The following is a 20748-nucleotide window of genomic DNA, read 5'->3' on the forward strand; positions in this document are numbered from 1 at the left end:
CCCCGGCGTGGCTACCCGTGGTGCAATAGCCAGCGCGACGGGCGCGAGCCCGGCGGAAAGGAGTCACGGTGCCGACGAAGACGCGGTCATGGTGGGGTTGGGGCAACGTCGAGGACGCGGTCGGCGGCGCGGAGCGGGCGGCGCTGACCGAGCGGGTCGCGGCCATCCTGCCGGGCGCCGATCTGACCGCGCACGAGCCGCCGGCGATCGAGTCGCTCGCGCTGCCCGCGCCGCGGGTCGCCGCGCCGGACGCGCTGGCCGAGCTGGTTTCCGTCGATCCCGCCGATCGCGCGGCCCATGCACACGGGCAGGCGTTCCGGGACGTGGTGCGAAATCTGCTGGGCGAGGTCGGAACTCCGCCCGACCTGGTGATCCGGCCGCGCTCCGAGGCCGACATCGTCGACGTCCTGGACTGGGCGAGCCGGGCGAACATCGCCGTAATCCCGTTCGGCGGTGGGACTTCCGTGGTGGGCGGCGTGGAGCCGCGGCTCGACGGGGATTTCGCCGGTGCGGTGAGCCTGGATCTCGGGGCGCTGGACCGGGTGCTCGAGCTCGATCCCACCAGCCGGGCCGCGCGGATTCAGGCCGGCGTGTTCGGTCCGGCGCTGGAAGACCAACTGCGCGAAGCGAATCTGACGCTGCGGCATTTTCCGCAGTCGTTCGAGTTCTCCACGCTCGGCGGGTGGCTGGCCACCCGGGCAGGCGGGCACTTCGCGACGCTGTACACCCACATCGATGACCTGGTGGAGTCGATGCGCGTGGTGACGCCCGCGGGCGTCAGCGAATCGCGCAGGCTGCCCGGTTCCGGCGCGGGGCCCGCGCCCGATCGGATGTTCCTCGGCTCCGAGGGCACGCTCGGCGTGATCACCGAGGCCTGGATGCGCCTACAGGACCGGCCGCGTTGGCGGGCAACGGCTTCCGTGCACTTCGACGACTACGGGCAGGCGGTCGCCGCCACCCGCGCCGTCGCGCAATCCGGCCTGTACCCGACCAACTGCCGGCTGCTCGATCCCGCCGAGGCCTTCCTCAATGCCGGTGCGGCGACCGCGGGCGGGGTGCTGGTGCTCGGCTTCGAATCCGCGGACCACCCGACGCGGCCCTGGATGGAACGCGCCGTCGAGATCGCCGCGGAACACGGCGGCAAACTGCCCGAACCCGTCCGCTATTCGGACTCCGACACCAACACCCACGGCGGCGGCACCGCCGACGCCTGGCGCTCGTCCTTCCTGCGCATGCCCTACCAGCGCGACGCACTCGCGGCGCAGTCGATGATCACCGAGACCTTCGAAACCGCCTGCACGTGGGACAGATTCGACGAACTGAAGGCCGCCGTGACCACCGCGGCGAACGACGCGATCCGCGCGGTCGGCGCGACCGGCGTGGTCACCTGCCGATTCACCCACGTCTACCCGGACGGACCCGCGCCGTACTTCGGCATCTACGCCGCCGGGCGCTGGGGCAGCACCGTCGCACAGTGGGACGAGATCAAAGCCGCCGTCTCCGAGGCACTCTCGGCCGCAGGCGGCACCATCACCCATCACCACGCGGTGGGCCGTGATCACCGCCCCTGGTACGACAAGCAACGCCCGGAACCCTTCGCGCTCGCGTTACGCGCGGCCAAGTCCGCGCTCGATCCGGCGGGCATCCTGAATCCCGGTGTGCTCCTGTGAATTACGTCAGCAGGGGTGCATTCGCTCCTGCGTGAGTCCGGGATGACTACTCGGACGAAGCCCGTTGCTCGCGGCCGTGCGCTGCGACAACGTGCATAGTTTGGATATGGATATCTTGGTCATCGGCCGCGGCCGGAATGTGGTGGACTCGGCGATTCCGCAGATCCAGGCGCAGGGGTTCACCGCGCACGGGGTGATCGCCGACGAGGATGCGCTCGCGGTGCTCGACCGCGAACCGGTGGGGATATTGCTCATCGGCGGTGGGGTGGAACGGGTCTCGCGGGATCTGCTGATCCAGAAGGCGGAGCAGCATGGGGTCGCGGTGATCGAGGCGCGGCGCAATGGGCGCGATCTCGACACCTACCTCCAGGAGGAGGTGTTCCCCGCGCTACGCGAGCGGCCGTGAAATCCGAACGGGCCGGAGCGGATTCACCACTCCGGCCCGTTCGATTCGGTTCAGGCGCGCGCCAGCTCCGGCAGTTCGCCGGTCTCGGCGATCGCGCCGCGCCGCAGCCCGGTCGCCGCGATCACGCCCGCCAGCACCGCGGCGACCACGGGAACCACCAGCGCGGTCCGCAGCCCGTCCATCCCGGCCTTGCCCGCGTCGACCGCCGCGACGTTCACCGCGGTCACCACCGAGATGCCCAGCGCCGCACCGAATTGGATTGCGGTGTAGAGCAATCCACCGGCCAGGCCGTGCTCTTCCGTGGCGATATCGTCGGTGCCCGCGATGGTCAGCGGTCCGTAAACCAGCGAGAAGGCGACGGCGAGCAGCAACATCGTCGGCAGCATGGCGATGTAGGTCCGGTCGAGATCGGTCGGCAAGAACAGCGCGTAGGCCAGCGCCGCGAGCACCACGCCGCCGAAGACCACCCGGACATTGCCGAACTTACGCACCAACCACGGCGTCAGCAGCGGCGCGAGCAGTGCGTCCAGACCCATCACCGCCATCGCGAGGCCGGTCTGCACCGTGCTCCAGCCGCGCAGTTCCTGGAAGTACAGCGTGGCGAGGAACTGGAAGCCCATGAACGAGCCGATGAACAACACCGCGACCAGGTTGGTGCGGACCAGCGGGGCCGAGCGCAGGATGCCGAGCCGGACCAGCGGTGTGGCCGTGCGCCGTTCGTTCGCGACGAACAACCCGAGCAGCGCCACACCGGCGGCGAAGGTCGCGGCGGTCAGCGCCGGGCCGTCGCTCGGATGCTCCAGCCGGACCACACCGTAGACGAGCAGCAGCATCGCACCGGTCACACTCAACGCGCCGAGCAGATCGAACCCGCCCCGAACCCGTTCCGGCACACCGGAATCCCGGACCAGCGCGATCGCGGCCAGCAGCAACACGGCCGAGACGAGCACCGGCACGAAGAACACCCAGCGCCAGCCGAACGCGGTCAGCAAGCCGCCGACCACCATGCCGAGCGAGAACCCGCCCGCGGCGACGCCCGCGTAGACCAGCAGCGCCTTGTCGCGCACCCGGCCCTCGGCGAAGTTCGTGGTGATCAACGACAGCCCGGCCGGGGCGAGGAACGCCGCGGCCACCCCGGTCACGAAGCGGGCGGTCAGCAGCATCCAGCCGGTGGTGGCGAAGCCGCCGAGGCCGGAGAAGACCAGGAACACGGTCAGCCAGAACAGGAACATCCGCCTGCGGCCGAGCAGGTCCGCCGCGCGGCCGCCGAGCAGCACGAACCCGCCGTAACCGAGCACATACGCGGACACCACGCCGCTGAGCATCCCGGTGGACAGGCCGAGTTCGGCCCGGATCGAGGGCAACGCCACATTGAGCATCGCGACGTCGATGCCCTCCAGGAAGATCGCGCCGCACAACACCGCGAGCACGCCCCAGGCGCGGCCGGACATCTCCGTAAAGACCTCGACGGCTCTGACTTTCACCATCACGACTCCCCAAACAGACTCAGTTCCCCACAGTGGGGTCGGTTACCTCTTGATACCGAGGGAAAGTCTCGGGCAGAATCGACAACCATGGAAGACGGCACATTGAAGTCACCGGGGAACTGCGGGGATACCGCCGCCGACTACGACGTTCTCCAATGGGACACCCGCGTCGACTGTGAGGTGCGCCAGATTCTGGACCGCGTCGCGGACAAATGGTCGCTGCTGGCGATCGCGCTGCTCGATCAGCGGAGCCTGCGCTTCACCGAGTTGAAGCGCAAGATCGACGGCGTGAGCCAGCGCATGCTCACCCGCACGCTGCGCCAGCTCGAACGCGACGGATTGGTCTCGCGCACCGTCTTCCCGACCGTCCCGCCGCGGGTCGACTACGCGCTCACCCCGCTCGGCGCGAGCCTGCACACCACGATCAAGGCCCTGGTCACCTGGACCGAAGGGCACCAGAACGAAATCGCCACGGCCCGCGACGACTACGATCGCCGTGCCGCCGCGGAAGCACTCGCCACGGCCGGATCGCCGTAGCGCCGGGCTCCGCGCAGTAGCGTGGACGGAACTGCCGATTCGAGGAGTTCACTATGCGGGCCGCCGTCGTCACCAACTCGAAGTTCGAGGTCATCGACCTGCCGACCCCGGTGCCCGGGCGCGGGCAACTGCTGATCGACGTGACCCGCTGCGGCATCTGCGGTTCCGACCTGCATGCCCGCAGCCACGCCGACGAGATGGCCGATTTGGCCGTGACCACCGGCTACGACTCGTTCATGCGGGCGGATCAGAGCGTGGTGCTCGGCCACGAATTCAGCGGCGCGGTAGTCGATTACGGGCCGGGGTGCCGCAAGCGGTGGGCGACGGGCACGCCGGTGGTGGCGCTGCCGATCGTGCGGCACGGCTCGAAGCCGCAGCTCACCGGGCTTTCGGTCGAGGCGCCCGGCGCGTACGCCGAGCAGGTGGTGGTGCAGGAATCGATGACCTTGCCGGTGCCCAACGGGCTGTCCGCCGAACACGCGGCGCTCACCGAGCCGATGGCGGTGGCCTGGCACGCGGTACGCAAGGGACGAGTCGGCAAGGGACAGAACGCTTTCGTGATCGGCTGCGGGCCCATCGGTCTCGCGGTGATCAGCATGCTGAAGGCCGCGGGCGTGCGCACCGTCGTGGCCAGCGACTTCTCCCCGCGCCGTAGGGAACTCGCGACCGCGTGCGGCGCGGACATCGTCGTCGACCCCGCCACCGACTCCCCCTGGACCGCCGCCCCCAAGCGCGGCCGGATCAACGGCGTCACCGACATTCTCAGCCTCGGCTTCGACACCATGGACCGCCTGCGCCGCGTCCCGAAGCTCCCCTGGTGGTACGTCTTCCGCCTCGCGCACACCCTGAACGCCGGCCCGTCCGGCCCGGTCATCTTCGAATGCGTCGGCGTCCCAGGCATTCTCGACCAGATCATCACCGCCGCACCCCCACTGTCGCGCGTGGTCGTCGTCGGCGTCTGCATGGAATCCGACCGCATCCAACCCGCCATGGCCATCAACAAGGAACTCGAACTCCACTTCGCCTTCGGCTACGACCCCGGCGAATTCCGCGACACCCTCCACCTACTCGCCGACGGCAAAGTAGACCCCACCCCCTTGATCACCGGCACCGTAGGCCTGTCCGGCATCGAATCCGCCTTCACCACCCTCGCCAACCCCGACCACCACGCCAAAATCCTCATCGACCCGACGAGCAGCGCAGTCACTCCCTGACGCTCTGGAGCAGGCAGATAGTCGGATTTCGCTGATTGCGGTAACCTTGTATACAGAATTTTATATAGTTTCGGCCCGTGAAATCGATCAAGTTCGTTGCGACAGCACTGGACGACCTACGCGAGTTCCCGCTCGCGGTGCGCAGGGAGTGCGGTTATCAGCTAGATCGGGTGCAACGTGGTCTCGAACCCGTGGATTGGAAGGTCATGCCCAGCGTGGGGCTCGGCGTCCGCGAGATACGGGTGCGTGATCACGCCGGCGCGTTTCGCGTCATCTATGTCGCGAAGCTCGCCGACCACATCTACGTCCTACATTGCTTTCAGAAGAGGTCGCAGAAGACTTCGGCGGCGGATCTGAACCTCGCGGCGAATCGGCTGGCGCAGGTCGTAGAACAGATCAAGGAAGGAGAGCGCTGATGGCGGACGAAACGTTCGACAGCGTGTGGGATGCGATCGAAGACACCCCACTGGAGGCAGAGAACATGCGACTGCGGTCGCGGCTGATGATCGAACTGACGGAACGGATTACCGCGCAGGGATGGACGCAGGTAGCGGCGGCTGAACGACTCGGGGTAACTCAGCCCCGCGTTTCCGACCTCGTGCGCGGCAAGGTCCATCTGTTCAGCCTGGATGCCCTCGTCAACATGATCACCGCGGCAGGAATGCACGTGGAGATGTCGGTCAGCCCCGCCGCTTGACAGGACACCCCCGGCAAAGGGCCGCGCTCACGGCTTGTGAGTGGCGGGGGTTTCGTAGGGGCGGTAGTCCTTGATTTGGATTGTGCGGGCGACCTTTTGGGGGGCGCCGCCGATGAGGGCGCGCCAGGGGAGGTAGGGGAGGAGGCGGATGTTGAGGTTGCGCAGGCGGATCATCCAGTTGGTCGGGGGTGCATACCATTTGCCGACGCCTTCGGCGAAGGATTGGCAGGCCTTGACCAGGGGGAGGAGTTCTCGGCGGTAGCGGGGGAAGGCGACGGTGTGGTCGCCGTGGGCGGCGGCCAGTTCGCCGGCCAGGACGTAGGCGCCGACGAGGGAGAGGTTGGTGCCCTGGCCGGATAGCGGGGCGGCGCAGTAGCCTGCGTCGCCGACCAGGGCGATGCGGCCCTTGGACCAGTCGTTCATGTGGATCTGCGCCATGGCGTCGAAGTAGAAATCGTCGGCGGCGGTGAGGTGTTCGAGCAGCCGGGGCACCTGCCAGCCCGCGCCGGCGAAGGTGTCGGCGACGATGCGCTTCTGCTGCTCGACATTTCGGTAGTCGTAGTCGATCGGCTCCGACTCGAACGCGAAAACGGCCTTGGCTCGGTTGTTTTCGCGGGCGCTGTAGCTGCCGGCGATCTTGCCGGGGACGTTGTAGTCCTGCTCCCAGTGATCCAGCGCGAGCAGGTTGGGGGTGGTGTAGATGCTGATGTAGTAGCCCATGTGCCGGAGGAAGTCGGTCTCCGGGCCGAAAACCAGCCTGCGCGTGTGGGAATGCACGCCGTCGGCGCCGATGACCAGGTCGAAGGTGCGCGGCTCGGCGTTGAAAAACGTGACGTGCACGCCCTTTTCGTCCTCGGCGAGTGCGGTGATGCTGTCGCCGAACAGGTACCCGACGTCGTCGCGGGTCGCCTCGTACAGCACCCTGGCCAGGTCGCCGCGTTGGATCTCGCAGTCCCCGCCCGCGCCGACGCCGTTGAACACCTCGCTGCTCACGCTCGCCTGCGCCTTGCCGGTGGCGTCGACGTAGGACGTGCCGCGCTTGCCGGTGCTGAACTCGTGCACCTGCCCGAGCAGCCCCATCTTGCGAATCACCTCGGTTCCGGCGCCGAGCACGTCGATCGCCTGACCGCCGTCGCGCAGCGCGGGGGCGCGCTCGACGATGGTCACCGCGAAGCCGTAGCGGTTCAGCCAGAAGGCCAGCGTGGGTCCGGCGATGCTGGCGCCGGAGATGAGGACGGTCATCGGTCGATTGCTCATGAAAAAACTGTACATTTGTCTTAGGCGACTGCGCAAGACAAATGATTCAGGCGTCCGCGCTACCATGTTGACCATGGGAAACCGTGAAGATCTGCTCGCGGGCGCACGGCAGTGCCTGTTCGAGAAGGGCTATGCCCGCACCACCGTGCGCGATATCGCCACCGCCGCGGGCGGGGTCAGCATGGCCGCGATCGGCTACCACTTCGGGTCGAAGGAGGCGCTGTTGAGCGAGGCGCTCGCCGAGGCGAACCGGGAGTGGGGCGAGGAGCTCGAGCGCGCGCTGAGCGCTGCGGCGCAACCGGATTCGACGCCGCTGGAGCGCTTCGCGACGAAGTGGACGGCGGTGATCGAGTCGATCGACGGTCATCGCGGGCTGTGGGCGGCCACCTTCGACATCATCGCGCAGGGCGGCCACGATCCCGCGATCCGCGAGCAGCTCGCGGCCGGACTGGCCGAGGCGCGCGCCGGCCTGGCCCGCCTCTTCGAGAATGTGGACGAGGCCGACACCGAGCAGGGCCGCGTGATCGGCACCTTCTATCAAGCCCTGCTGACCGGCCTGGCCGCTCAGTATCTGGTCGACCCCGAGCACGCGCCGTCCGGCGCGGATCTGGCCGAGGCGGTGCGCAGGATCACCGCGTAACCGGCCTACTCCGGCAGCAGGCCGAGGGCGCCTTCCGCGCTGCGGGCGGCGGTGAGGCAGGCGGTGGTGGTGAATTGGTCGGCGAGTGGGTGGCGGGCGCGGGATCGCCACTTGCGGACCGCGGCGACGGCCTGGTCTCGCTGGACCGAGGGCGCGGCGTCGACCGGAAGACCGAGGCGCAGGTGCGGCGCGATGCCGGAGCCGCCGATGAGGCGGTGCAGCTCGGCGAGATCGGTTGGTGGCAAAGCCAATTCGTCGGTGCGGAGGCGGCCGAGCAGGCGGAGTTCGGCGAAGCCGTGCACGTCGGCGAGCAGGGTGCGCACGCGTGGGAGCAGAGCGTCGGCCTCGCTGCCCGGATACGCGGTGAGCACGCGGGCGAGGGCGGTGAGGGCGGAGTGCGCCTTGAGTTGATCGGCGCGCTGGCCGAATTGGACGTCGAGCACCGAGCGCAGCTCGTCCACTCCGCTGCGGTTGGTCAATTCCGCGGCCAGCGTGGCGGAGTCGCGCACGCCGAGCCGGATCAGGGTGACGGCCATGCGAATACCGAAGAGGCCGAACCGCTCCGCGAGCTGGGCGCGGAGCTCCGGCGCCACCGGCAGCGCGACATCCCGGCGCGCGAAACGATCCGCGGACAGCAGGGCCGTGCTCAGTTCGTCGACCGGAACCCCGGCCAGCGCCTCGAACGCCGCGTACTCCTGTTGCCGCAGCGTGGCGGCGGCGAAGGCGAGCAGGCCGGCGACCGGAATCACCGCTTGGCACAGGCCCGTTCGCTCCAGCTCTCCGGCGAACCGGGTCGCGACATCGCGCGCGGAATGCAGGGCGTCGATCCGGCCCGCGCCGATCTCGTCGGCTCTGGAAACCACGCCGACAACGCCGAGCGGGCCGGAAATCCCTTGCGCCGCACCGGTTCCGGCACCGACCTGTTCGAGAAACCGGACGTCGGCGGCATCGAGCCTGCGCAGCAGGTACACGACCGCGTCGGCGCCCGGAACCGCGATGTTCTGCTCGGCTTGCTCCGCGCCCGGCGTCAGCAGCCGGGCCGTGCGCCGCGACACCTCGCGCGAAAGTGACGATGTGCCCGGGGTATCGATGATCGTGGTGTGGGCCAGCGCCGCCGCGGGCCATTCGACCTCGAGGTGATCGACCTCGCGCGGCGCGGGCGCGTTCCAGCTCAGTCGGTCCAGGTCGAAGGTCAGTCCGTGCGTGCCGCCGCCGCGGCGTACCACCACGTTCGCGCGGGCGCCATCACCCGCGTGCGCCGTCACGCTCGGGGTGGATCCGTAGCGGTACCAGGTGACCACCCGGGTGCACTCGGTCGCATCGGTCGGCGCGATGTCCTGCCCGACAAGGGAATTGAGCAGCGTCGACTTACCGGCCTTCAACGATCCGGCGAGCGCGATGCGCAACGGCTGATCCAAACGCCCCGCGCAATCGGCGAGCAGTGCCCGCGGCCGCGGCTCACTCGCCAGCGCCGCGCGCGCCGCGCCCACCAGCCGATGTGCCTCGGCCACAATCCCCGGCGCCGCGCCGACCTCTCGATTCACGGGGCAACCGTACCGGCGGGCCCGCTCGGCAGCGCGGCCTGCATGGCTTCGGCATATCGCCCCAGCTCAGCAACCACGTGCAGCTGCCGCTCCAGCACCGTGCCGCGCTCGGCCCGGCGCGCGTTGGCCATGGTCGCGGCCTCCTGCGCGGCCCGCAGCGAATCATCGATCGAGCGCAGGCTCCGCTCGGCCACCCCGGCATAGTGATCGCGCAGCGCCCGATGGATGCGATGCAGCCGGTCCTTGGATTCCTTGCCGGTCTGGAACGCCACATCGTCGACGAACCGCCGGACAGCAACCTTCGCCTCGTTGCGCCGCCGCGCCAGCCTGGCCTGCTTGTCGTCCCGGAAAGCCTTGCCGCCCACCACGAGTCCGGCGCCGAGCGAGATCGGATTGAGCAGCGCGAGACCGGCGAAGGTGCTGGCCAGGCCGACCATCAGCACGCCGCCGTAGGAGCCGCGCATGCCGACGAGCAGCTTGCTGCCGAAGCCGATGTCGGGTTCCAGGTCGGCCAGGGTGCCCGCGCCGACATGACTGCCCTCGACCGCCGCGTCCGACCGCACGTCCGGCAGGTCGGCGGCGCCGACCTCGCTGAAATGTTCGGCGACCCGCTGCGCGAGTTGCAGTGCGCGCGAATGGGTCCACAGCAGGTTGTCGCCGATCGCGGTGTCGATGGTGCCGGTGAGGTACTCGGCGATGCTGTCCCAGTGGCGGCCCGGATCGTGCTCGTCGATCCACTCCTCGGTGGTTCTGGCGATGCCGCGCAACCGATCTCGCAGATCGTGGTCGACGTCGCCGGCCAGGTCGGTGATGCCGTCGGCGAGGGTCTGCTGCCAGGCGGCGGTGCGGCGATGCAGTTCCTCGGCCGAGGTTCGCGCGGTCTGGAGTTCGCGCACCGCGGCCGCGCCACGGGCCGGGTCGCGCACCGCGACCAGCTCGCTGCCCAGCGCGAGCGCCAAATGTTCTGCGACGGAACGGATGTCACGCGCTACCGCGCCGCGCGTGGCGAGCTGATCGCGGGCAACCACCTGATCGCGCAGGAATTGGTAGAGCAGGCCGAAGCCCGATTCGAGGCCGAGTTGCTGGTCTTGCAGACGCAACGCATGACTGCGCAGCAACGCGGAGACCGCGATCATCGGCACGTCCATGCCCGCCTTGTCCAAGTGGCGCTGATCGGCCTCGAACACCTGACGCCAATGCGGGTACAGGTCGGTCTTGGTGATGAGCAGCGCGACGGTGGGGCACAATTCGCGCACCTGGCGCAGGAACGCGAGCTCCGGATCGGTGAGTTCGGTCGACGCGTCGGAGAGCACCAGCACCGCGTCCGCCGCGGGCACCATGTTCAGCACGCTTGCCGCGTGGGAACTTCCGTGTCCGCCGACGCCCGGTGTGTCGACCAGCACGATGCCGTCGGCCAGCAAGGCGTTCGGCACCTGGATTTCCAGCCGCAGGATCCGCCGCCCCTGCGCCAGCGGGGAACGCGCGGTGATCGAGCCGATCTCGGTGATCGGCACCGGAACTCGCGCCTCCGGGCCGCCCTGATCACCGCCGGGCGCGGTCAGCACCAGTTCCGCCTTCGGCTCGGGACCGTACGCGAGCAGCATGGTGACCGTGGTGGTCACGTCGTCGCCCACCGGGCAGATCTCCAGATTCAGCAGCGCGTTGATGAACCGGCTCTTGCCCTGATCCAGTTGCCCCGCAATGACAATGCGCCGCCGCGGGTCCCGCACCCGATCGGCGGCCACCTCGAGCCGGCCGACCAGATCGTTGCGGCCCGCGGCGCGCGCCGCCGCGATGGTTTCGCCGAGTACCGACAGCAGTGGTACCGCCGGTGGTGTGGCGTTCGATGCGGGCGTCCCCATCGCGGTGTCGACCTCTTCCAGTGGAACGGGCATTGTCAGTGCGGCGGCGTCGCGATCAGTGCAGCATCGCGTCGCCGGTGAGATCCGCGCCGGCGCTGCCGGTCAGATCCGCGCCCGCGTGGGTATCGCCGAACAAGCCCGTGTCGCCGTGCGCGCCGCCGGTGCTGTCCAGCCCCGATCCGAACGCGCTCGAAACGTCCAGCGACGACCAGGCATTCGCGGTCGACCCGACATCCCCGCTCAGCCCGGCACCGGTATCCACCGCACCGTGCGTCGTGCCGCCCACCGAACCACCAAGTCCCGCAGCGGTATCCACTGCCCCATGCGTCGTGCCATCGATCGAACCACCGAGGGTCGCGCCGGTATCGACCGCGCCATGAGTCGTCCCGCCCAGCGAGCCGCCAAGTCCCGCACCGGTATCGACAGCACCATGGGTGGCCCCACCGACCGAACCGCCGAGACCAGCACCGGTATCGACAGCGCCATGGGTGATGCCGCCGAGCGAACCACCCAGGCCCGCACCGGCATCCACCGCCCCGTCGATGCCTGTGGACAGATCGCCACCGAGGCCCGCAGCCGAACCGATCCCTGTCGACAACCCGGTCTCCAGGCCGGTGGCCGCGTGGCCACCCACATCGAGCCCGCCGCCGAGCCCGGTCTCCAGACCCGTCCCGACCTGCGCACCGACACCGGCCGCACCGTCGAGTCCGGCGGAAAGCCCACCACCGAGCCCGGCACCAGCGTCAGCCGCAGCCCCGATACCCGTGGACAGGCCCGACTCCAAGCCGGTCACCGCATGCGTACCCGCATCGACTGCGTCACCGACATGTGCACCCGCATCGAGGGCACCGCCGAGACCGGTGGACAACCCGGTCTCCAAGCCCGAACCCGCCTGTGCCCCAGCGTTGATCGAACTATCCACGCTCGAAGCGAACCCGGTGCCGAGATCGGCGCCCACCTGTGCGCCCGCACCGAGGACCGCACCCGCGGTACCCGACAGCCCGGTCTCCAGACCCGACCCGACCTGCACACCGGTCTTCACCGCACCATCCAGCGTCGAGGACAACCCGCCACCGATATCGGTGGCCGCGCCGAGTCCCGCTTCCAGGCCTGCCGCCGAATTCGCCACGCCACCAACGGTTGTGGACAATCCACCGCCGAGACCCGTGGCGAGGCCGGCATTCAGATCGGCCGCGCCCTGCGCGACTCCGCCGAGACCGGTCGACAACCCGGCCGCGGCTTGGCCGGTCGCGTCCAGCGCACCGCCGAGACCGGCGGACAGGCCCGTGCCCAGGTTCGCCGCCGCGTCGAGGCCCAACCCCGTGGACAAGCCACCGGCCAACTGAGCCCCGGTAGCGTTCAGACCGGCATTCAAACCGGCACCGAGATCGGCACCCGCGCCGACGGCCGCATCGAGGCCGGTCGTCACCCCGGTCACCGCGTGCAATGCGCCTTCCAGCCCGGTGTAGAGATCAGCGCCGACCTGCGTGCCCGCGCCGAGCGCGGCATCGAGCCCGGTAGAAATACCGGCCGCGGCCTGCCCCACCGTGCCGCCGATACTCGTCTCGAGCCCGGTCCCGACCTGCAGCCCGGCATCCACAGCACCCTGCACATCGGCACCGATGCCGGTCACTGCCTGCCCCGCCAGACCGAGCGCCCCACCGACCGCCGCGGACAGGTTCGCGCCGATGTCGGCCACCGTCCCGAGCCCGGCGGAAAGCCCCGCACCGAGATCCGCGCCGACCTGAAGCCCGGTGTCGATCGCGGTGTTCAACCCCGCATTGAGGTCGATCCCCGTCCCGACCTGCCCACCGAGGTCGATCCCCAGGTCAGCACCGATATTCAGCCCGGCGTCGGCGGCGGCGGCAGCGCCGACGGTCCCCGCCGCACCGAGTACGGCGGCGGCACCGGTCTGCGCCCCGGCCGCGACGATCGCCGACAGCTGCGAACCGCCGGCGACCAGCGCGGACTCGGCGACCATCGGGGCGACGGCCGCGATGTCCTCCGGCGTGACCGCGGGCAAACCCGCCGCCACCAGCGCCTGCGTCGGATTCGCGCAGTAGCCGACCGCCGCCTCGTGATCGCGCAGCAGGTTGAGGATGAACTCGAGAATCGCGTTGGGTGTCATCAGAAAATCTCCTGAGAGCCGGCGGACCTCCGCGATCCGCATCGTTGGAATGCATTTCACGCTAGGGGCGCCACTCGTTACGCGTAACGGGGCCGACCCCCACAACTCACCCGATCCCGCCCTTAGGGGCATCCGGCGCATTAGGGGAATTTCCCCGGAAGTTCCCCAGCGGCGGTAACGGCGGACGGCCAGCAACCGAAACAACGAGTGCGTCGGCGTGCTCCTACCGCCTTCCGCACTCGGACTACACAGCAGCGACATCGGACCACAGAGTTTTCGAACGGGGTTCTCGAATGACAGAGCGTCTGGCGCTCGGCATCACTGTCGGGTCGTCGAATTCGGTCGCCGTGGCGGCAGCGGGGAACGGCGGCGACGACGTGGTCACGCATCCCAGCGTGCTGCGGCTCGCGGCCGACGCGCCGCCCGCCCTCGGCGCCACCGTCCAGGCCGGCGGACGGCATTCCAGCGACGTGCAGCTGGAGGGTTTCCTGGCCCGGGTCGGCGATCCGGTACCCATGCTCGCCGAGGACGGCACCGCGCATTCCGCCGCCGACCTCGTTTCCGCCGCCATCGCCTGCCTGATGGACGAGAGCGGTACGCAGGCCAGGGTTTCCGGTTCGACGGTCGCCTGCCACCCGGCATGGTGGTCCCGGCACACCGTCGACATCCAGCGCGCCGCGCTCGATCGCGAAGGTCTGCGCGAGGTGACCCTGGTGCCCGAACCGACCGCCGCGGTCCGCTGGCTCGAATCCGCGCACGGCCCGCTCGGCGACGGCGCGGTGATCGTCTACGACCTCGGCGCCACCGGCCTCACCGTCTCGGTGGTGCGCACCGGCGATCACGCGGGCGTGCTCGGCACACCGCTGCGGACCACGGACATCGCCGGCGCCGAATTCGATCTACTGACCATGCGCTACGTGCTGGCAAACGCCGTGCTGGCAAATGATTTCGATCCGTTCGACCCGGTTGTCGAGCGGAAATTGGCGGCATTGCGCGAGCAGTGCCGAACCGCTAAAGAAGAGCTGTCGATAAATACGGCCACGGTCGTCCCGGTGCGGTTGAATCCGGCCGACCCGCACGGCGGCAATGTCCGGCTGGTCCGCGGCGAACTGGAAGACCTGCTGCGCGGGCCGCTGCTGACCTCGATCGAGCTGATCCGCGACGCCGTGCACCGGGCCGGGCTCGACATCGGCGATATCGGCCGGGTGCTGCTCACCGGTGGCGGCGGCGCGATCCCGTTGGTCGCCGAGCTGATCTCGACCGAATTCGGTCTTCCGGTCGTCGCGGCCCCCGATCCGGCCAATACCAGCGCCCGCGGCGCCGCCGTGCTGGCGGCGGATCTGGCCTCCGTCCGGACACCGGTCGCCCCGCCGACGCCGATCGAGCCGGCGACCAAAGAGCTTCCCTCGGTGGCGATCTCGGCGCTGCCCAGCGGTGACACCGCGCGCAAGCCGCGGTTCAGCGGCAGGCAGCGCGCCGCCATCGTCGCGGGGGCCGCGGTCGTCATCGGGTTGCTGGCCACCGGCACCGTGGCGATCGGCACCGGCGCCCAGTCCGGCCCGAATCCGTCCTCGACCGAACACTCGTCCCCGGCGCGCGCGGCGGAGATCGCCGCGACCACCGGCGGGCAGGCCGGCGACCCCAATCTGCCTGCCGCCGCGACCGACCCGACCACCTCGGCCGCTGGACGCCCGAAAACCGAAGCGGGCCAACCCGGTTCCCCGGCCGCGACGACGGTGGCCGTGGTGAACAGCCAGCCCGTCGGCGACCAGCCCGCCGCGCCGCCCGCGGAACCCGGTGCGCCGCAACCGGCCCCGCAACCCTCCCCCGCACCCGGGCCGTCTCCCGCGCCTGCACCGGGGCCGGGTAACTACCCCGCACCACCGACGCCGCCGCAGGCCCCGAGCCTGCCGACCGGCGTCCTGAAGGACCCGATCGACACCGTCGGCAACACCGTCGGCACCGTGCTGCGCGCGCCCGGCCAGATCCTCGGAGGAAACGGTGGCTGACATCGCGTTCGACACCCTGCCGTCGGCGCGCGAGATCCTTCGGGAACTCGAGTCCGCCGACCAGGAACCGGTCGTCTACCTGATCCGTGGCCGCTCGCAGACCGGTAAATCCACCCTGCTCAACGAGATTCGCAATCGCCTGCGCACGCGCGGCATCCCGCTCCAGGACGCGCTGGCCGTGGAGACCGCGCACACCGGCACCGGGGCCAACGGATTCGGCACCCGCGTCGCGCCGACCACCGAACTCCCCGCGCTGATCGTCGACAACGCCCACACGCTGAACCAGGCCGAGATCGAATACCTCTGCGCCACCGTCGAATCCGGGCAGCGCACGGTCGTGATCGCGGCCCAGCCGCGCCCGCACGACCACCGGCTGCGCGCCCTGGCCGACACGGTCGCCCGGCGCGGCCGGGTGGTCGAGCTGCGCGCCCTCGGCGTGGCCGACATCGCCCCGTTCGCCAGGGAGCTCGGCATGATGGTGCCGCGCCAGGTGTCCCAGCACATCCACCGGCAGACCGACGGCATCCGCGGCGGCGTGGTCGCCGCGCTGACCGCCGCATGCTCGGCCCGGCTCGACGCGGGCATCGGCGCGGTCGACACGGCCGTCGCCGCCTGGGCCCGCTCGCTGCTGGACAACCTCGCACCGGACCTGCTGGAAACCCTGGTCGTCGCTACTACCGGCGCGGGCCTGGACGCCAGCGAACTCACCGAGGTGCTCGGCGTGGAACCCGTTGCCGCACAGCACCTCATCGATCGGGCCAGAGCGAGCGCTCTGGTCACCGATGCCGACCTGCTGCTCACGCCGGCCGTCGGGCCGCTGCGCACGCTGCTCGGCGACCGCCGGTTCGTCGCGGTCCAGCGCAAACTGCTCGGCGCGCGACTGGACGCGGGCCTGCTGCGCGACCACACCGCGCTGCTCCTCGCCGAATCCGGCGTTCGCGACCAGCGACTGGCCGAATTCCTCTCCGCCGCAGCGGAAAAGGCGGGCCGCGAGGCGGTGCGCTACTACGCGGCCGCCGCGGCGACCGGTGCCGACCCCGATCTCATCGCACTGCGCTGGGCCGAGGCGGCCGGGCGCAACGGCGACGGCGAGACCGCCATGCGCCTGGCCGAGCCGGTCCTGGCCCGCTCGGGTGTCTCCAGCGCGGAACTCGCCGACGCGGTGCGGATCTGCGCGGCGGCTCTGACCCGGCGTGGCCTGGTTGCCCGTGCGGCCCAACTGTATTCGTGGCTCGGCGCGCAGCGCGTCGGCGCGGATTGGGCCATCGGCGCGACGGTCCTCTCGCTGGCCGGCGACATGTCCGGCGCCGCGGAGATGTCCGAATCGGCAACGCAATGGCCACCCACCGAGGCCAACGCCCATGCCCGCCTGATCGCCACCGCCCTGGCCGGTTCGCTCAACGGCCGCGACGCCACGCACGGAAACCGCAGCACGCCAACGTTGTCCACGAACGGCACGGCAACGTCGGTCTCCGCGCTCGTGCAGGCCGCACACGCCGACTCCGGCGTCGACCGCTTCCTCCCCTGCACCGCGGTGTCCATCGCTACCCTGCTCTGCCTCGGCACCGGCGAACCCCGCCGCGCCGGCGACGCGCTGCGCCGCGCCACCGCCAGCGGCCTGCGCTGCCATCAACTCCAGGTGCTCGCGGCCTGGTCGGCCATGCTCGGCGGCGACGAACGGGCCGCCGCCGCAACGGTTGCCGCACTCGATCACGACTCGCTCGACGTCCGCGACCGCCTGCTCGCACACGGTGTCGCGGTCGGCTTGGCCAGGCGCACCGGCGATCACGCCGCACTGTCCCGGGCCTGGCAGGCGGCCTATCTGATGTTCGACGACGTCGAAGCCGACCTGCTCGCGCTGCTCCCGATCGGCGAATTGTGGCTGGCCGGAATTCGATTGCGGGACGAGGGCCGGATCGCGCCGCTGGTCGAGGCGGCACAGGCCATGCTGCGCCGGTTGAACGAACCGCCCGCCTGGGCAAACGCCTTCCACTGGTACGGCGTGCAGGCCGCGATCCTGCACGAGAGCCCGCAGGAACTGCTCCCGCACGCCCGTCCGCTCAAGGCCGCGGCCGAGGCGGGCGATCGGCACGCCGCCGTGCTCGCCGACGCGGGCCGCACCTGGGTGCTCGTGCTGCGCGGCGAGGTATCGGCCGCGCCGGTCGAAGCGGCCGTGGCCGGCCTGAGCGAGATCGGCATGACCTGGGACGCCGCCCGGCTGGCCAGCGAGGCCGCCCTCGCCGCGGCCGACTCGGCGACCGCGACCGCGCTGCTCAAGCTGGCCCGCACGGTCCGCGCCGACGCCAAACCGCAGGACCCGATCCTGCCGCCGGCCACGGCGTCGCCGCAGCCGGGCGCGCGCCCGGCCCCCGACCCGGCGGTCGGCGAGCCGACGGCGATCCTCAGCGAACGCGAGCGCGAAGTCGCCGAACTGGTGCTGCTCGGGCTGACGTACCGGGAGATCGGCGCTCGCCTGTACATTTCCGCCAAGACGGTGGAGCATCATGTCGCCCGTATTCGGCGGCGGATCGGTGCACGGTCCCGATCGGAGTTATTGTCGATGCTCCGCGCCATGGGACACGGCTCTCTGCTGGTGTGACAGAGTGCGGATTCGTACGCCGGGAAGCCGAAGCGAGGTACTGAGGATGGCCACAGGGGTGGGCCTACGCATCGCCGAGGACGAGTGCACGGCGGCGATCGTCACCGACGGCGACGAAGAACCGTTGTTCATCGTCCGCGAGTCGCTGCTCTACATGTCCGACGACGGTGACGCCACGCTCGGCGGACCACCACCGGACGAGAACGCCCATGCCATCACCGGCTTCGCGCTGGCGGTCGGCGATCCGGCGGGCATCTCGGTCGACGACGGCGAGGCCTACCGGGCCGAAGACCTGGTCGCGACGGCGCTGTTCTGCCTGATCAACCTGACCGCGGACCACCTCAACGGCCCGGCCGAGTTCTACGCGACCCACCCCGGTGACTGGCCGCGCGAATACATCCAGGCCCTGCGCGACGCGTTGGACTACCTGGGTCTGCGGTCGGTGCTGCTGGTCAGCGAGGCCGACCTGCCGAGCGCCGAGACCGGCGAACCGGGCAGCACGTTCGCCTACGACGCCGCTCGCGCGGCCCTGGCCGCGGTGCTCTCCACGCCAGCGGGCAGCACCCCGCCGGACCCGACCCACGCCGAGAACTCGACGGTGGACACGGTCATCATCCCGGCCGTGCCCGCGTCCGAACCGACACCGCAGGCGTATTCGGCGGCCATCCCGATGGCCGAGCCGGTGCCGACGGAAGCGACCGAGGTTCCGGCAGCGCCCGCGCGGAAGGCCGAACCGGCCAAGGACCGCAAACAGCTCCCGCTGCTGATCGGCGCCGCGGCGTTGATCGGACTCGTGCTCGGCGGTTTCGCGGTGGCCGTGCTGTTCCGCGACGACGGCCAGACGCCGGTGCCGCCGATGCGCGACGCCAAGTCCGATCAGGTCACGGTGAGCCCGACGCCGGCCGCCCCGCCGATCAACTTCCCGACGGTTCCGTTGACGCCGACGACGATCGAGGCGCCGGAAACCACGACACCGCCGCCGCCCCCGCCGACCACCGAGCCGCCCCCGCCGCCACCACCGACCACCGAACCGCCGACGACGCCGCCGAGCACCACGCGTCCCCGGCCCACCACCACGACGCCGTACAACCCCCTGCCGCAGATTCCGACGATCCCCGGCCTGCAGATACCGGGCAGTCGGTGATTAGTAGAGACCTTCCCCGGTTTGTGCCCTAAAGTGATGCGCTGACCGGTGTTGTCGGATGAATTGCAGGCGCCCGGTCTGTTGCTGGAGGACGACTGTGAGCCAACGGATTCCAGGCCCGTTGCCGCGGATTGAGCTGGCACGTGCGTGCCAACGAAGGGATTTCATGCGCAAGTTGGTGGCGCGCCGCGCCACGGTCAAAGCTGTCGCCCTCGCTTCGACCGTTTTCCTCGCACCCTTGCTCTGCACGACCACCGCCGCGGCGGCACCGGCGACACCCATCCAGTTGAATGCCGACGCCCTGCCCCAGGAACTGGTGCAGGCGATCGCGCGTGATCTGAAGATGACCCCGACGGAATACCTGGACCGTGCGGCCCGCGCCCAGCAACTGCGCGACTACGCCCGCGACTTCCGTTCGGAGCGCCCGGATTCCTTCGCCGGCGCGTGGATCGGCACCGACGGCAAGCCCGTCGTCGCGGTCACCTCGCTCGACGCCGCCAAGATCGCCGCGTCCGACGGCTACCAGACCCGGCTCGCCCCGGTGTCCGCGGACGGCCTGGAAGGCTCGCTGATGCAACTGAATCAGTGGATCACCAGCCTGCCCAAGGAGATCTCCACCGCGATCAACTCCGTCGCCATCGACTTCCTCAACAGCCAGCTGGTGCTCAGCGTCGCCAACACCCCCGCGGGCCACCTGCTGAACCTGCCGACCCTGATCGCCAACATCAAGGTCATCCTCTCCCCCGGCAGCGGCGGCGCGATCGAGCGCAGGCCGATGGGCGGCGACACCTACATCAGCGCCCCGATCTCGCTGCACGACGCCGCGCTCAAGGGCGTCGACGTCTGCTCGTTCGGCTTCAACAGCGTCGACGCGGCCGGCAACGCGCTGAATATCAGTGCGGGCCACTGCGATCCGAACATCGACAAGGGCAACCAGGACGCCACCGTCTACTTCCCCAACGTCAAGGACATCCCGAACAGCCCGGAGCTCGGCTCGTTCGTCCAGGCGAAGCTGGGCGGCCAGAGCGCGCTGGACTACTCGGTGATCAAGCTGAACGACCGCGCGGTGCGCGCGGGCATGGACCAGCCGACGGTGCGCGGCGCCAACGGCACCACGATCGCTATCACCGGCACCGCCGACCCGATCACCGGTGCGCCGGTGTGCAAGTCGGGGCAGTCCTCCACCTTCACCTGTGGCTTCGTGGTGGCCGATCGGGTCGAGACCCAGCTCTACACCGCGGAGGGCGTCAGCAAGACCGTGCGCGGCTTCGCCAGCTCGGCCTGCACGCTCGGTGGCGACAGCGGCGGCGCGATCGTGTCCGGCACCCTCGCGCTCGGCATCACCAGCGGTTCCAACGCGGCCGAGGCGCCGGATTGCAACGAGGCGAACATCGCGCTGGCGCAGTACGGCGGCACGGCGAGCCTGGGCATTCCGATCCGGCCGATCCTGGCCGATATCGACGCGTCCTCCGGCGGCGGAGTCGGCAGCGGCATCGCGGTACGCACCCGGCCTAACGCCGGGTAAGGCGCGCTGAACAGTGACGGCAAATTAGC

At 70.1% G+C, this 20748-nt stretch carries 16 protein-coding genes; 11 read left to right on the forward strand and 5 right to left on the reverse strand.

Features of this window, described 5'->3' with window-relative positions; all coding sequences use genetic code 11:
- The first annotated feature begins 68 nt into the window (after positions 1-68).
- The gene (locus AB0M22_RS12445) at positions 69-1670 is read left to right on the forward strand and encodes an FAD-binding oxidoreductase (RefSeq protein WP_364724568.1); all 1602 of its coding nucleotides are present in this window, start codon (positions 69-71) and stop codon (positions 1668-1670) included.
- Positions 1671-1776: 106 nt separating this feature from the next.
- Positions 1777-2076 (forward strand): hypothetical protein, encoded by a 300-nt coding sequence (locus AB0M22_RS12450; protein ID WP_364724571.1) that lies wholly within the window; start codon positions 1777-1779, stop codon positions 2074-2076.
- Between the two features lie 50 nt (positions 2077-2126).
- Here the strand turns inward: AB0M22_RS12450 and AB0M22_RS12455 are convergent, their stop codons facing one another.
- Positions 2127-3563 (reverse strand): MFS transporter, encoded by a 1437-nt coding sequence (locus AB0M22_RS12455; protein WP_364724574.1) that lies wholly within the window; start codon positions 3561-3563, stop codon positions 2127-2129.
- An 87-nt stretch (positions 3564-3650) separates the two neighbouring features.
- Between AB0M22_RS12455 and AB0M22_RS12460 the strand changes: the two genes are divergently transcribed.
- The 4 genes from AB0M22_RS12460 to AB0M22_RS12475 all read left to right on the forward strand — a co-directional run bounded on the left by AB0M22_RS12460 (position 3651) and on the right by AB0M22_RS12475 (position 6011).
- Entirely contained in the window at positions 3651-4100 is a 450-nt protein-coding gene (locus AB0M22_RS12460; protein WP_364724576.1) for a helix-turn-helix domain-containing protein, read from the forward strand.
- Between the two features lie 53 nt (positions 4101-4153).
- Positions 4154-5314, forward strand: a complete 1161-nt coding sequence (locus tag AB0M22_RS12465) for a zinc-binding dehydrogenase (protein ID WP_364724579.1) — start codon at positions 4154-4156, stop codon at positions 5312-5314.
- A gap of 77 nt (positions 5315-5391) precedes the next feature.
- Positions 5392-5730: a type II toxin-antitoxin system RelE/ParE family toxin gene (locus tag AB0M22_RS12470; RefSeq protein WP_364724582.1), complete on the forward strand. Its 339-nt coding sequence runs from the start codon at positions 5392-5394 to the stop codon at positions 5728-5730.
- Positions 5730-6011 carry an XRE family transcriptional regulator gene (locus AB0M22_RS12475; protein WP_364724585.1) on the forward strand — a complete coding sequence of 94 codons (282 nt, stop codon included), beginning with the start codon at positions 5730-5732 and terminating at the stop codon, positions 6009-6011. The genes AB0M22_RS12470 and AB0M22_RS12475 overlap by 1 nt, the downstream gene beginning before the upstream one ends.
- Before the next feature lie 27 nt (positions 6012-6038).
- On the opposite strand, the gene AB0M22_RS12480 is transcribed toward AB0M22_RS12475, so the two are convergent.
- Positions 6039-7268 (reverse strand): FAD-dependent monooxygenase, encoded by a 1230-nt coding sequence (locus AB0M22_RS12480; protein WP_364724588.1) that lies wholly within the window; start codon positions 7266-7268, stop codon positions 6039-6041.
- Between the two features lie 73 nt (positions 7269-7341).
- On the opposite strand from AB0M22_RS12480, the gene AB0M22_RS12485 reads away from it, so the two are divergent.
- Positions 7342-7908 (forward strand): TetR/AcrR family transcriptional regulator, encoded by a 567-nt coding sequence (locus AB0M22_RS12485; protein ID WP_364724591.1) that lies wholly within the window; start codon positions 7342-7344, stop codon positions 7906-7908.
- A gap of 5 nt (positions 7909-7913) precedes the next feature.
- Here the strand turns inward: AB0M22_RS12485 and AB0M22_RS12490 are convergent, their stop codons facing one another.
- The 3 genes from AB0M22_RS12490 to AB0M22_RS12500 are packed head-to-tail and all read right to left on the reverse strand — an operon-like array spanning position 7914 to position 13442.
- Positions 7914-9398 carry a dynamin family protein gene (locus tag AB0M22_RS12490; RefSeq protein WP_364726867.1) on the reverse strand — a complete coding sequence of 495 codons (1485 nt, stop codon included), beginning with the start codon at positions 9396-9398 and terminating at the stop codon, positions 7914-7916.
- A 50-nt stretch (positions 9399-9448) separates the two neighbouring features.
- On the reverse strand, positions 9449-11314 hold the full coding sequence (locus tag AB0M22_RS12495; RefSeq protein WP_364726870.1) for a dynamin family protein: 1866 nt from the start codon (positions 11312-11314) through the stop codon (positions 9449-9451).
- Between the two features lie 55 nt (positions 11315-11369).
- Positions 11370-13442, reverse strand: a complete 2073-nt coding sequence (locus AB0M22_RS12500) for an IniB N-terminal domain-containing protein (protein ID WP_364724594.1) — start codon at positions 13440-13442, stop codon at positions 11370-11372.
- 293 nt (positions 13443-13735) lie between these two features.
- Between AB0M22_RS12500 and AB0M22_RS12505 the strand changes: the two genes are divergently transcribed.
- From AB0M22_RS12505 to AB0M22_RS12520, 4 genes are all read left to right on the forward strand, one after another.
- Complete coding sequence (locus AB0M22_RS12505) at positions 13736-15451, forward strand: Hsp70 family protein (protein ID WP_364724597.1); 1716 nt, start codon at positions 13736-13738, stop codon at positions 15449-15451.
- On the forward strand, positions 15444-18050 hold the full coding sequence (locus tag AB0M22_RS12510; protein ID WP_364724599.1) for a LuxR C-terminal-related transcriptional regulator: 2607 nt from the start codon (positions 15444-15446) through the stop codon (positions 18048-18050). Before AB0M22_RS12505 ends, AB0M22_RS12510 begins: the two co-directional genes overlap by 8 nt.
- Before the next feature lie 46 nt (positions 18051-18096).
- Positions 18097-19194 (forward strand): hypothetical protein, encoded by a 1098-nt coding sequence (locus AB0M22_RS12515; RefSeq protein WP_364724602.1) that lies wholly within the window; start codon positions 18097-18099, stop codon positions 19192-19194.
- A gap of 166 nt (positions 19195-19360) precedes the next feature.
- The gene (locus AB0M22_RS12520) at positions 19361-20719 is read left to right on the forward strand and encodes a S1 family peptidase (RefSeq protein WP_364724606.1); all 1359 of its coding nucleotides are present in this window, start codon (positions 19361-19363) and stop codon (positions 20717-20719) included.
- Positions 20720-20748 lie beyond the last annotated feature (29 nt).

Source organism: Nocardia sp. NPDC051756 (assembly GCF_040681495.1).
Classification (GTDB): Bacteria; Actinomycetota; Actinomycetes; order Mycobacteriales; family Mycobacteriaceae; genus Nocardia.